Origin of the sequence: Hymenobacter aranciens, from assembly GCF_030580865.1 — a bacterium.
In the GTDB taxonomy this organism is placed as follows: domain Bacteria; phylum Bacteroidota; class Bacteroidia; order Cytophagales; family Hymenobacteraceae; genus Hymenobacter; species Hymenobacter aranciens.
On the sequence record NZ_JAUQSY010000018.1, the window covers coordinates 84,337 to 99,097 of the forward strand.

Genomic DNA, 14,761 nt, shown 5'->3' on the forward strand with positions numbered 1-14,761 from the left:
AGCCCCGCCAGAACCTGGCGGGGCTTTCGCTTTGCAGAAAGAAAGGACTTGGCTATTCTTTCACGAGGCGTTTGACCACGGTGCCTTCCTGGGCGTGCAGGCGCACGCTGTACACACCGGCGGGCAGCTCGCGCAGGTCGAGGGCCTGGGCGATGATGCCCTGGCGGGGCTGGGCGCTGCGTTGCAGCAGCACCTGGCCCAGGGTGTTCACCACGTCGATGCGGACCGGGCCCTGCTCGCACAGGCCGCTCAGTTCTACGGTGGCCCGGCCGGTGGTCGGGTTGGGGTAGAGGGCGGTGGCGGCTTCCAGCTTGGCGGTCGTGCTCATTACCACTGCGGTGCGCGGGGCCACGAAGTTGAGGTAGAAGCGCTGACCGGCGAAGCGGGCGTCCATGGTGAAGGCGTAGGTGCCGTTCAGGATGAGGTTCTGGCGGCGGCCGAGCTCGGTATCTTCCAGCCACACTTGCGTGCCGGCGGGGAAGTCGGAGAGGTCGGTGAGCACCAGCTCGTGCTGGCCGGTGGTGCTCACGCGCACGCCCAGCGGGATGCTGCGCTCGGTGCTCATCTCGGGCAGGCCGTTGATGGCGAAGCTTTCGCTGCCGGCCTGGCTCCAGAGGCTGGGGCGGCCGGCGCCGTTGAGCTGCATCTTGTAGGCATCGTGCCGGGGCGAGAAGCCCAGGCCCGCGCCGGGCTCGAAGTAGATAACCGCTTCATCGGCGAGGCCGGTAGTGGTGCGGGCTTCGAGGCGCAGCACCGGGCGGGCAGTTACGCCATTGCTGGTTGGGGCCGGGCGGTTGAAGGTGGGCGACACGTAAGCGGTGGCGCGCACGGCGTTGGTCATGCTCACGCTGGCCGTGGCGCTGGTGGCCCGCACGAAGAAGCCCTGCATGGCGGCCAGGTCCTTGCTACCACCGTTCTGGCCGAGGCCGTTGATGTAGCTGGCGTAGGAGCCCGTGTAGCGGCCGGTGGGCTTGTGCACGTAGATAGCGTCGGCGATGCCGGTGAGCAGGCCGGGGGTGTTGCGCACTACGTCCCAGTCCATCGGGGCGGGGTAGGGGTTGCCGATGAGCTGCCAGCCGGCTTCCGAGGTGCTGCCGCGGGTGAGGCTGGTAGTCACGTTGCCGTTTTGCAGCAGGCCCTTGATGTCCACGGTGGTGGTGGCATCGGTTTGGGCGGTGTAGCCGCGCATCGGCTCCAGGTCCTCGGTAGCGGTGGGCACCATCCAGCCCCGGTCGAAGTTGTTGAAGGTGCTGCTCAGGCGCGGCTCCTCGTACTTAAACAGGGTGGGGAAGGGCGTCACCGAGTTGCCGGCGGTGTTGTAGGCCGTGTTCAGCTCGAACACCGGGAGGTCGTCGGCAAACTCCTGCACCGTGGTGCTGATGCTGCCGGCGCTGCGCTTCATGGGCGAGGCGTAGTGGCGGTAGCCGGGCGAGCCGCCTAGGCCGGTGATGAAGCGTTCCATGGTGGCTTCGCCGGTTACTTCGCCGCCGCCCACGGGGTTCACCACCATGGCGGTGCCGCTGGCGTTGCTCACCAGGGTGAGGTGGCCGTTGGAGGCCAGGTTGCCGGTGCTGAGGGTGAGGACGTGGGTCAGGAAGAAGTTATCGGTGGCCGTGACGCCGCTGGCGTTTTGCAGCACCAGGTCGTAGAAGCGCGTGGGCGTGGTGGATACGCCGCCGATGGTCTGGGCCGAGGTGCCGGTGCAGTACCAGGGGTAGGTGCCGCAGTTCACGAGGCCGGTGTTCACGAAGTTGCCGGTGAAGTATACGGGGCCATTGCAGGTGAGGCCCGTAGTGTTGCTCACGTTGATACCGTGGAAGCGAATCTGGGCCGAGCCGCCGCAGGTCTGGGCCGTGGTACCGTTGAAGTACACCGTCCAGGTAGCGGGGTTGAAGGGGCCGTTGCAGAGCCAGTTGCCGGTCACGTAGAGGTCGCCGCCCAGCACGCAGCCTACGGGGTTAGCCCAGGTGACGTGGTGGAAGGTGGTCTTGGCGGGCAGGGCCCCGGTAGTGATGGTCTGGCTGGCCGTGCCGTTGAAGGTGGTCAGGAAGCCGTTGCCGGTGAAGATGCCGGTGTTGTTCCAGTAGCCGGCTACCGTGATGTTGTGCAGCAGCTGCACGTTCACCGCGTTGGTGATGCCGACGTTGTAGAACGCCGTCAGTGCGGCGGTGCCGCCGATGGTTTGCAGGGCGGTGCCGTCGAAAATCACCAGCTGGTTGTTGTGGAGGAAACCGCCGTTGTTCACCCACAGGCCGCTCACGTAGATGCCGTCGAGCATCGTCACGCCCTGCAGGTTGTCGAAGGTGATGTCGTGGAAGTGCGTCCGGCCCGAGGTGCAGGTGATGGTCTGCGGCACCGTGCCGTTGAAGCGGGTGCGGTGGCCGCAGCCGCAGAAGCCGCCGCTGTTGATGAAGTTGTGCACCACATCAATGTCGTGGTCGAGGCTTACGTTCACCGGGTTGGCGAAGGTCACGTCGTAGAAGCGCGTGATGCTCGTGCCGCCGCAGGTCTGGGCCACGGTCTGGTGGTTGAAGAGCACCAGCAGCGAGTTGTGCAGGAACGAGCCGTTGTTGAGCCAGTTGCCGAGCAGCGAGATGTTGCGGTTAATCTGCACCGTGGCCCCGTTCTCGATGGTCAGGTGGTGGAATACCGTGTTAATCAAGCCGCCGATGTACTGCGTGGCGGTGCCTTTGAAGGTCACGAGGTGCCCATTGGCCAGGAAGCCGCCGCGGTTGGTCCAGTCGCCCAGCACGAAGATGTCCTGGTTGAGAGTGATGCCCGCCGCGTTATCCCAGATGACGTGCCAGAAGTTGAAAGTGCCCGCACCGCTGATAACCTGCGCAATACTGCCCCCGAAGGTGAAGCCGTAGGGGCTGCTGCAATGGAAGGTGCCGGCGTTGGCGAAGTTACCCAGCAGGGTGGTGTGCTGGTTCAGCGTCACGGTCGAGCCGGTAGCAATGTCCCAGCCGAAGAACGTCAGAGCCGAAACGCCGCCCACGCTCTGCGTGATGCCGTTGAAGTAGCAGGTGTACGTGCCGGGCTGGAACACCCCGCGGTAGAGGTAGAAATCACCCCGGATGTACACGTTCTGCATCAGCTGCACGGCCACGGCGTTGTCGGCGTAGAAGTGGTGGAAGCGGGTGATAGCACCTGGGCCCACATTCACAATCTGCGTAGCTGAGCCGCTGAAGCGTACCCAGTAGCCGGTGGTGCCATCGTAGCCGTAGAAGCCGCCGTTGTTCAGGAAATCGGCCACCACGTAGATGTTCTGCCGCAGGTTCACCACGGCGGTAGTGCCGAAGGTGACGTGATAGAACGTCGTGGGCACGAGGCCGCCGATGTACTGTGCCACGGTGCCGTTGAAGTACACCAGCAGCGAGTTGTGCAGGAACGAGCCGTCGTTAATCCAGTTGCCGGTGAGGGTGATGGTGCGGTTGAGCTGCACTGTGGCCGTCGAGGCAATGTTGAGGTGGTGGAAAATCGTAGTCGCCGTGCCGCCGATAAACTGCGTGCCCGAACCACCCACGAAGTACACCGTGTAGCCGTTGGCCAGGAAGCCGCCGTTGTGGCCCCAGTTGCCGTCGAGGCGAATGTCGGTGAGCAAACGCACTCCGGTGTTGTTGCCGATGAACATATTGCCGAAGTAGCCCGCCGCCCCGCAGTTGATGGTTTGCAGCGCCGAGCCGATGAAGCTGGTGAGGTAGCCGGTGCCGAAGAAGCGACCCATGCCCAGCCAGTTGCCGGTTACGTTGATGGCCTGGGCCAGGCTCACGCCGCCCACCAGGGCCGTGTTGCCGATGTTGACGTGGTAGAAGGTCGTGGCCGTGGAGCCGTCGATGAGCTGGGCCTCGGTGCCGTCGAAGTACACCGTGCTGGTGCCGCAGAAGAACACGCCGCCGTTGTACCAGTTGCCGCGCACATACACCGGGCAGCCGAAGGTCACGCCGCCCGCCACGCTGTTGTCGATGCGGATGTGGCCGAAGTAGTAGAAACCAGTGCCGCTAAGCACCTGCGCCACCGTGCCGCCGAAGTAGCTGGTGTAGTAGGTGTACACGCCGCCCACCACGTCGTAGCCGTAGAAGGTGCCGTTGTTCACGAAGCCGCCCAGCCAGGTGGCATTGTGCAGCAGGCGCACGTAGGCCCCGCTGAAGATGTTCCAGCCGTAGAAGTTGAGCACGCCGCTGGCGTAGCAGCCCACCGTTTGCACCACCGTCGGCCCCTCGGTGCCGTTGAAGTTGATGGTGTAGGTGGCGGGGTTGAAGACGCCGGTGTAGAGGTAGAAGTTACCGGCCACGTGGATGTTGGTGGCCAAACTCACGCTCACCGTGTTGCTCACGTAGAAGTGATAGAAGTAGGTGGTCGTGTTAGCCGTAATCACCTGGGCCGACGAGCCGCCGAAGCGCACGTAGTAGCCATTCACTACGCCGCCGTTCAGGTACCAGCCGTAAAAGGTGCCGGTGTTCACGAACGAGCCCAGCACGTAGATGTTCTGGTGCAGGGTCACGCTGGCCAGGGTGTTCTGGAAGACCACGTTGTAGAAGTTCGTCAGCTGCGTGCCGCCGATAATCTGGAGCACGTTGCCGCCGAAGGTCACCGAGTAGGTGCCACCCGTAAACTGGCCGTCGTTAATCCAGTCGCCGCGCACGATGATGTCGTCCACCAGCGTCACCACCGCGCCGGTGGCAATGGTGATGGTGTGGAAGTAGCTGGTGCCGGTAGACTGCCCGCCCAGGCTCACCGTGCCCATGAAGGTCACGCCGTAAGTGAGGGCGTTGAAGGTGCCGTCCACCACCACGTTGCCGTGGAAGATGGTGCCGATACCCAGGTTCACCGTCGCGCCGCTCAGCACCTGCACGCCGTAGAACGTGGTGGCGCTGCCCCCGCAGATGCACTGCGTGCCGTTGCCGTTGAAAATCACGCTGTAGGCCGCACCCGTATTCGCCAGGAAGCTACCGTCGTTGTACCAGCCGCCGCTCACGTAGAAGTTGGAGTTGTAGCTGGTCAGGTTGAGGGTGTTGCCCGTGCCGATGTACAGGTTGTTGGCGTAGAAGTAGCTGCCGCCATACACGTAGTGCGTGCCGCCGCCGGCGAAGTGCCAGCTGCTGCTGTTGCCGGCCACCCAGCTGCCGTTCACCGTCACGTTGCCGTAGAGGTTGAATGTGCCGTTCACGGTGAAGGTGGCGCCGGCTTGCACCGTCAGGTTCAGGGCCACGGCGGTGGTGCCGGTTACGATGGGGTAGATGGTCACGCCCGTGCCGGGGATGACAACCACGCTGGTGTTGGTGGGTACCTGGCCGCAGCTCCAGTTGGCGGCGTTGTACCAGTCAGCGGTGCCGGCCGCGCCGGTCCACACGAAGGTGATGGCGCCCACGGTCAGGTTCGCGCCATTGTCGGTGCTGCTGGTCATGGCGGGCGAGCTGCCTACCACGCGGATGCGGTAGCCGGTGCCGGCTGCCGTGCCCACGGGAATCTGGGCGCTGATGCTGGTGGCCGAAGCGCCACTCACCGCGCCGATATTCACCGGCGAGGCGAAGCTGCCGCTGGCGCTGGAGAGCTGGGCCGTGAACACGTTGCCCGCATCGAAGCCCGTGGCGGTGAAAGGCACCGTCACGAAGGAGCCGGGGCAGAACGAGCCGCTGAACGAGCCCGTGGCCAGCGTGGCGCTGGGCGTGTTCACGCTCACCGCCACAGTGCTTTGGGTCGAGCAGCCGGCCAGCGAGGTCGTCAGCACGTAGGTGCCGGCGTTGGCGCTGGTGGCGTTGTTGATGCTCGGGTTCTGCTGGTTCGGGGCCGAGTAGCCGTTCGGGCCGGTCCACGAGTAGGTGGTGCCTGCCAGGGTGGTGGCAGCCAGCAGATTGATGGTGCCGCCCGCCGCTACCGGCGAGTTGGAGCTGGCCGAGGCAATGGGCGTGGCGCTGATGCTGAGGTTCGAGCCGTTGGTGGCCGGGTTGGCCGTGATGGCCACGCCCGAGGTCAGGCGGATGCGGTACAGGCCGCCCTGCGCCGTGCTCACCGGGATGGTGGCCGAAATCGAGCCGTTGCCCTGGCCGTTGAAAGTTACCGAGCCGATGCTCACCGGCGTGCCGAAGCTGCCGCTGGCATCCGAGAGCTCGGCCGCGAGGCTGCCGCTGTGGTTGGCGCCCGATACATTGAAGCCGATGCTCAGCGAAGCGCCGGCGCAGAGCGAGCCGCCAAACTGGCTGATGGCCACAATGGGCTGCCCGGCCGGCAGCACCGTCACGCTGGCCGTGGTGCTGCTGCTGCAGCCGGCCACGGTCACGTACACGGTGTAGGTGCCGCTGTTCGCAGGCGTCGCGTTGTTGAAATTCAGCGTGGGGCTGCTGCCCGTGCTCACGTTGCCGAAGCCCGGCACGCTCCACACGTAGGTGGCGCCGCTCACGGCCTGGGTCGTCAGGGTCACGGTGCCGCTGTAGGCCACCGGCGAGTTGTTGCTCACGATGGTAGCTACCGGAGCGGCGTTGATTACCAGGTTCGCGCCGTTGTCGGTCTGGCTGGGCACGCCCGGGTTGGTGCCCACCAGGCGGACGCGGTAGCCGCTACCGGCCGGGGTGCCAGCCGGGAAAGCCACCGTGATGATGCCGTTGCCCTGGCCGGTGAAGGCCACCGTGCCGATGGTCGTGGTGGCACCAAACGAGCCGCTGGCGTCCGACAGCTGCGCCTGAATCTGGTTGCCCGCGCCGAAGGAGTTGCCCGTCACGTTGAAACCAATATTCAGGGTCGAAGTGCCGGCGCAGAAGGGGCCGCCGCCAAACTGCGTCAGGGTCAGAATCGGAGCCGAGCTGGGGCTCACCACCACGGTGGTGGTAGCCGGGTTCTGGCAGCCGTTCTGCGTCACCACCAATTGATACGTGCCTTGGTTCTGGGCCGTGGTGGCGTTGTTGATGGTCGGGTTCTGCTGTGTCGAGTAGAAGTTCGGGCCATACCACTGGTAGCTGGCGCCGGGGCCGGCGGTCTGGGCCGTCAGCTGGATGGTGCCGTTGTAGGCTACCGGTGAGTTGGAGCCGGCCACCGCCAGCGGCGGGGCGTTGATGGTCAGGTTCGTGCCGTTCGTAGCCGGAGCGGCGGCGAAGGGCGTGCTGGCCGTCAGGCGCACGCGGTAGGCGCTGCCCTGGAGCAGGGTGTTCGGCAGGGTCACGTTGAACGAGCCCGTGCCCTGGCCCACGAAGGGCACCGTGCCCAGCACCGTGGGCGAAGTGAAGGAACCGCTGGCGTCCGACAATTCGGCCGTCACGGTGTTGCCGCTCGGGAAGGAGTTGCCCTGCACCACGTAGCTGAAGTAGATATTCGAGCTGCCCGCGCAATACGAGCCGCCGAACTGGCTGATGGCCAGAATCGGCTGGGCCGAGGGCTGCACCGTCACCCGCACCGAAGCCGAGTCCTGGCAGCCGTTCGAGTTGCTCACGTACACGAAGTACTTGCCGCTCTGGCTGGGCTGCATGTTGCTCAAAGTCAGCGAAGCGCCACTGCCCACGTAGCTCGTGCCGCCGTTGCTGGCGTAGCGCACGTACCACTGGTAGCTGTTCTGGGCGGCGGGGCCGGCCGTGAGCGTGGTGCTGCCGTTATACACCACCGTGGTAGCCGAGGCTGCGGCCGTAGCCACCGGGGTGGGATGGATGGTCAGATTCACCGGGTTCGGCGTGCCGTAGATGACCGGGTTGGTGCTCACCACCCGCACGCGGTAGCCGTTGCCGGCCGGGGTGCGGAAAGCCACCGTGTCGGTAATCGAGCCGCCATTCGGGCCCACCGACACGCTCTGGTTGTAGATGCGCGAGCCGTTCGAGAACACGCCGCTGGCATCCGACAGCTGGAAGCCGAACTGGTTGCCGGCATTGTAGCCGCTCAGCAAGGTGCTGAAGGGCACCGTAATGTAGGTGCTGGCGCAGAAGCTCTGCGGCGACACCGTGCCGGTGGTAATTGTGGGCGGGTACTGGAAGCTCTGGGCCGAGCAGGTGCTGCCGGCCGTGGCCACCAGGCAAATCTGGCCGCTGGTGCCGCCCGCCGGGGCCACCACCGTCAGGCCGGTGGCGGTGTTGTTGGTGATGTTGGCCACCGGCACGGCCGTGCCGTTGAAGCTCACGCTGGTCACGCCAGCCAGGTTGGTACCCACGATGTTTACCGTGGTGCCGGCCGCGCCGCCCGTGGGCGTGAAGCTGGTGATGGCCGGGCCGTTGCAGTTGAAGTCGTAAGCGCCCACGTTCGAGATGGACGTCCACGAGCTGGGTGTGCTGGCTACCAGGCGCAGGCCGCGCACGTTGGTTTGCGGCACGGCCAGGGTGCGCACCACCTCCACGCTGCTGCCCGCCGTTACGGTGGTGCTGTACGTGTCCACCGTAGTCCAGTTGGTCATGTTCGACGATACCTGGATGGTGTAAGTAGCGCTGGTAGTGGGCGAAGCGCCGGGCGTGTAGCGCACCTGCGTCAGCTGGCGCGGGGTGGTCATGTCCACCTGCACGGTACCGCTGTAAGCGCCGGCGTTCCAGGCCCCGCCGTTGAATACCGATTGGGCCGAGCCGCTCCAGGCGCTGCTCTGCGTGTAGTTGGCGGTGGGCAGGTTGGCGGCGATGTTAGCCGACGAGCCGCAGCCGCTTTTCAGGAAGGTAAGGTTGCTCACCAGGCTCCACTTGCCGCTGGCATCCTGCGAGCGGATGAACAGGCGGTGGGTGCCATCGGCCAAGGCCGAGGCATCAGCCAGAATGCCCACCCCGTTCAGGTCGGGCCCGGCGGTGATGCTCGCGGCCGTGGCCGAGCCAAAGCCCGGGTCGGTATCGAAATAATACTCGATGCGCGTGATATTGGGCAGGGTCTGGGCAGCCACCACTTCGTAGTAGAAGGTGCGGCGGTTGGTCAGGCTCCACTTGTTTTGGTCGTCTTTCGAGCGCAGGTTCAGGGTGTGGAAGCCCGCGCTCAGGCTGCTCAGATTCACCTGGAAGCCGACGTTCTGAAAATCGAAGCTGAGCGAGTTAGCCGGCGTCACATCGGTGGCCAGGCCGAAGCCCGGGTCGGTGTCGAGGTAATACTCGATGCGCGTGATGTTGCGGTCGAGCGAGATGATGGTCGGCTCGTAGTAGAAGGTGCGGCGGTTGGTGAGGCTCCACTTGCCGTCGGCATCGCGCGAGCGGATGCCCAGGCTGTGGAAGCCGGTGCTGGCGCTGCTCAGGTCGATGGCCAGGTTCACGTTTGGCACGTTGGTGAGCGAAGCGTAGCCGGTGGCGGCCGTGGCCAGGCCAAAGCCGGGGTCGGTATCGAGGAAATACTCGATGCGGTCGATGTTGGCCAGCGGCGCGGCGGCCGTGGGCTCGTAGTAGAAGTTTTTGCGGCTGGTGAGGCTCCACTGCCCGTTGGCGTCGCGGCTGCGGGTGCCGATGGTGTGGAAGCCCGTCGTCAGCGCGCCCAGGTTGATGTTGTAGGCAATACCGCTGATATCGGTGGCGGCCGTCACCGGCACATCCGTCGCCAGGCCGAAGCCAGGGTCAGTGTCCACGAAATACTCTACTTTATTCACGTTAGCCAGCGTTTGGGCGGCCGTGGGCTCGAAGTAGAACGACCTGCGATTGGTCAGGCTCCACTGGCCGTTGGCATCGCGCGAGCGGTAGCCGATGGAGTGAAAGCCAGTGCTCAGGCTACCCACGCTTACGCTCAGCGACAGGTTGCTGATATCAGTGGCGGCCGTCACGGGCACGTCGGTGGCCAGACCGAAGCCCGGGTCGGTGTCGATGAAGTACTCCACCTTGTTCACCTCGGCCAGGGCCTGCGCGGCGCTGGGCTCGAAGTAGAACGTGCGGCGCGTGGTGATGCTCCACTGGCCGTTGGCATCCTGCGAACGGTAGCCGATGGCGTGAAAGCCCGTCGTGAGGCTGCCCACGTTGATGTTGGCCGTCAGGCCGCTCAAATCGGCGCCTGGGGTGATGGCCAGGGCCGTAGCCGCGCCAAAGCCCGGGTCGGTATCAATGAAATACTCCACCCGGGTGATGTTGGGCAGCAGGAAGCTGAACTGCGCCGCGCTGCTCACGCTCTGGCTGCCGCCATACAGCAGCGTCACCACGCCCGAGGCGCCGCCCACGGCCGGCGTGGCCGTCAGGCTGGTGTTCGACGAGGCCGAAAATGAAGCCGCCGGTACGCCGCCAAACAGCACGCCCGTCACGCCCGTCAGGTTGGTGCCGGTGATGGTGACGGTGGCGCCCGCCGCCGCGCTGGTCGGCGTGAAGCTGCTGATGGTGGGGGCCGGCAATACCGTGTAGCTGGTGCTGCTGGTAGCTGTGCCCGAGGCGTTGGTCACGCTGATAAGGCCGGTGCTGGCGCCTGCGGGTACCGTCACGGTCAGCTGCGTGCCGCCCGAGTTGGTGCTGAAGGTCGTGGCGGCCACCCCGTTGATGGTCACGCTGGTGATGGCGTTCAGGTTGGTACCCGTCACCACTACGGTGCTGCCCACGGTGCCGCTGGCGGGGGCGAAGCTGCTGATGGTGGGCACGCCCACGCTGGTGTTCAGGCGCACGCTCAGAGTGTAGCCGCCGTTGCCGCCGTAGTTGGCCGATACCAGGTCCAGGGCATCGTCGTTGTTGAGGTCGGCCAGGATGGCGTAGTAGCTGCTGGTTTGCACCGACACGTTCACCGGGGTGGCAAACGTGCGGCCGCCCAGGTTGCGAATCGTCAGCGCGTTGGCCGAACTGTACTGCGACACCACGACGTCGAGCCGGCCGTCGCCGTCGGCATCGCCCAGCATGGCGCTCACGGGGTTGCTGAAGCTGCCGCTGATGCTGGCCGTGGTGAAGCTGCCCGTGCCGCTGCCCCAGGCCACCGTGAGGGTGTTGGAGCCGTAGTTCGGAATAACGATATCGAGGAAGCCGTCGCCGTCGAGGTCGCCGAAGCTGGCGTAGCCGGGGTTGGTGCCGGTGGCGATGGTGGTGCTGGCCGAGGGGCCAAACGAGCCGCTGCCGTTGTTGAGGTAGAGGTAGGCGTTGCCGCCGTTCCAGCGCGTAGCCAGCAGGTCGAGGTCGCCGTCGTTGTCCACGTCGCCCAGCGTGGTACTGAAGGCAATGGCCGCGAGGCTCAGGTTGCTGCCGCCGGCAAATATGCCGCTGCCGTTGTTGAGGCGGATGCTGGCGGTGTTGGCCGAGTAGCCGGCCGTTACCAGGTCGAGGTCGCCGTCGCCGTCCACGTCGCCCAGGGCCACGCAGGTGGGGCCGGCGCCCACGGCCGCCGTGCTGCCCACGAAGGTGCCGCTGCCGTTGTTGAGGTAAATGAGGGCGTTGCTGCCGCTGTAGTTGGCGGCCACCACGTCCACGTCACCGTCGTTGTCGAGGTCGCCGGTGGCCACGGAGTGCACCTGGGCGCCGGCATTGTAGAGCACGGCGGCGGCAAAGCCGCCATTGCCGTTGCCCTGGTAGTAGGCCATGCCGCCCTGGTAGTTGGCCGCCACCAGGTCGGGGTTGCCATCGCCGTTGAAGTCGGCGGCGGCCACGCCCACCGGGCGGTTGGCCGTGGGGTTGGTGCTGCCGCTGAAGGTGCCCGTGGCCGCACCGCTGGCCGCCACAAACTGGCTCACGTAGCCCTGGCCCAGGGGGGTGTTGCTGGCGTCGCTCTGGGCGGCCGTGGTCACGGTTACGCTCACCTGCTCGCCGGCCCGGAAGTCCGTGGTGGGGTTGATGGTGAGCGTGCTGCTGCCGCCGCCGCTGTAGCTGGCGCCGCGCAGGCCGCTGTAATTACCAAACACTTTCAGCGCCGTGGCCGAAGCCGAGGCGCTGTTCAAAGCGGCTGAGAACGTCAGGCTGATGTCGCTGCTGCGGGCCGCGCTGGGGGCGTGGCGGGCGGGCGTCACGCTGCTCAGCGTGGGCACGGTGCTGGCCAGGGCAATGGCGTATTTCGAGCCCAGGTAGGTTTCCACCTGCCCGATTTCGGTGGCCGTCAGCACGCGGTTAAATACCAGCACTTCGGCAATCTGGCCGTTGAATTCGCGGCCTGTGAGGCTCCAGTTGCCCACCCGGAAGTTGGCCGGCGTGGCCCAGGAGTTGGTCGAAGCCGGGCCCGACAGCGCGTTGCCGCCGTTCAGGCGGCTCGTGCCGGTGCCGCCATTGGCAAACGTGCCGCCCAAGATGCTGAAGCCCGCCGTGGGCAGCACCTGGTTGGCGGCCGTTACGCCGTTGTTATAAAAGGTGTTGGTGCTGTTGCCATCCTGCTGAATGACGAAGCGGCTGCCGCCCGAGTGCGAGTAGTCGAAGATGTCGGCGTACTGCTTTTGGGTCGTGCCCGGCTTGGTTACGGCGAAGAAGGTGTAGTTCGTCTGCCCGGCCAGCAGGTCCACGGCGCCCGTCGATTGCAGCCAGTCGTCGTTGCCGTCGAGGCTCAAGGCAGGCTTGCCGTTCACGGCATTGCTGGTGAGGGCGGGGCACTGCCCGGCCGTAGCCTGGGCCACGCCGAAGCCGTTGCCGCTCAGGTCGGCCCAGGCGGTGACGGTGCCGCCGCTGCTGGTGAGGCCCTGGTCGGCGGCCAGGTGCAGGCGCAGGCCGCTGCTCACGGGCGAGCCCGAAGTCAGCGGGGTGGGATTGGCTGCCGTGGCAATGTTGTACTTGTTGCTTAGGTAGGTTTCAATCTGCGTTTGCTCGGCAGTCGTCACCTCGCGGTTGTAGATGATAACCTCCGAGAGGTCGCCGTTCAGGTACACGTTGCTGGTGCCGGCGTAGCCCACGCCCAGCCAGGCCGGGCTGCTGACGGCCGGCAAATACGAGCCGCTGCCGCCGTTGGTGCTGCTGGTGGTGCCGTTAAGGGCCTGGCCGCGCGAGGTGGTGCCCGCAGCCGCCATCCCGTAGATGTACGGCGCCGGGGCGGCCGGCCCGGCATTCGCCGACTCCAGGTAGTTCGTGTAGCCGCTGCCGCTGCTGCTGCGGTTGGCCGTGTATTCGGCATTGCCCGAGCCGCTGCTGCCCGCCTGCCAGTAGATTTCGATACCGGCGGCATTGCCCGTTAGGGCCGAGGCCACGCGGAAAATACCGTTGTAGTTCTTGCGCACGGCGTTGCGGCCCACCACAAAGATGGACAGCCCGCCGCTGGTCAAATCCACGTTCGACGTCAGCGACAACACATCGTCGGCGCCGTCGAAGCGCAGGGTGGGCTTGTTGCCCAGGCCGGTGGCCACGAGGGCCGGCCGCTGGGCGCTGCCCGACTGAATGGCCGTGGTGGCGTTGGGGCTCTGGTCGGCCCACACGGTCACGTTGCCGCTGCCGTCGGTGCTCACCCCGGCATCGGCCCGGAAGTGCCGGTAGAGCCCGCTCGTGACGGGCAGCGTCTGGGCCTGGGCCGGGGTGCCCAATCCCAGGGCCAGCGCCCCGAGGGCCGCCAGCCGCGCCAGCCAGCGCGGGGTGCCGGCCCGGTCGCGCCGTTGCGCGCCCGTCCGGCGGGTGAATATGATATTCATGGAATAGCGAGTGAAGTGAGAAACGCTATTGCCTAGTTGTTCGAACGGGTGCTCATGTTCACGTTCAGCGTGTTGCCATTCACCGAGTTCGAGAGCTGGTAGATGGCCGGAATGGCGGGCAGGCCGCCCAGCTTGTAGGGCGAGTTGCCGGCGAAGGCGCCGATGTCGAGGCCATTCTCGCCGGTGCCGCGCAGGGCGTTGGTGCCGGTCTTGAGCTGCCAGTGGGCATCGAAGGTCGGGTTGTTGTTAGCGAACACGCTGGCGATGGTCACGTTGTTCTGGTTGTTATTGGTCGTGGGCACGCCGGTGTTGTAGAAGGCGTTGTAGGCTACGGTGCAGTTGGTGAAGCTCGGCGTGTAATAGGCGCCGATGTAATTATTAATGACGTTGAAGTTTTGCAGCGAAAAGGTGCTGTACTGCAATCCGGTCACGTTTTGGCGGAACTCGCCGCTGCTGTTGGCGTTCAGCGACACATAACCCAGGATGATGTTATTGCTGATAAGGAGGTTGGTGCCGCCCGTGCTGTTGTTGTGGCGCAGGTTGCCGTCCAGGTAGTTCTGGCGGATGTTGACGTTGTTAATCAGCCCGCCGTTGTAGTTAATATAAGTTTCGCCGGTGATGTGGCAACGCTGCATAGTCACGCCGCTGGCACTGAATCCCGCGCTGCTGGCCGTGATGCCGGCTACGGAAGCTCCCGTGCTGCCGGTGGTGAAGTGCAGCAGGTTCACAATCGCTGGTTGGGCGTTGGCCTGCAGCCCGGTGTTTTGACTTGTGCCCAGAAAGTAGCCGGGGCCCACTACGGTTACGTTCTTGCTGATGGTCATGTCAAAACCGTAATCACCGGGCTCCATCTGAATGATGTCGCCAGGCGTGGCGGCCGTCTGGGCCAGAGCGAAGGTGGCGTAGATGTTGGTGCCGGTGGTGGTGGCACTCACGCGGCGGATGGTCTGGGCCGAGGCCGAGAGAGCAACAGCTGCCGTCAGCAGCAGAACGAATACGGAAGAGGCGAGCTTTTTCATAAAAAACGGGGGTGTTGGGAGTGAGAAAAAAATGTTGAAAAGTGACGGGTTGAGGCAGGCCCGAAAGCCCACAGGTTTGCGAGGGTAAAATTGCTTCTAAGCTATACCCGGGCGCAATCCGCGCTATCCCGCATTTTTTACCGGCAGCCGCCTCCGGGCTGGCACGGATGCGGGGCGGCGCGTTGCGCTTGCCCAACCGCCTTCCCGGGGCTGTCAGGCCACTTTTTGCTCCCGTATGATGTAAATGCAAACGGCCGGCTTCGCAGGAAGCCGGCCGTCGTCAAACGTACCTTCAAGCACCAAAAAGAAGCTG

The 14,761-nt window shown here is 65.3% G+C and carries 2 protein-coding genes; both read right to left on the minus strand.

The window, feature by feature from the left end:
* Positions 1-52: 52 nt before the first annotated feature.
* Positions 53-13,429: an FG-GAP-like repeat-containing protein gene (locus Q5H93_RS21305; protein ID WP_305008729.1), complete on the minus strand. Its 13,377-nt coding sequence runs from the start codon at positions 13,427-13,429 to the stop codon at positions 53-55.
* A 32-nt stretch (positions 13,430-13,461) separates the two neighbouring features.
* Positions 13,462-14,448, minus strand: a complete 987-nt coding sequence (locus tag Q5H93_RS21310) for a right-handed parallel beta-helix repeat-containing protein (protein WP_305008730.1) — start codon at positions 14,446-14,448, stop codon at positions 13,462-13,464.
* Positions 14,449-14,761: the final 313 nt, after the last annotated feature.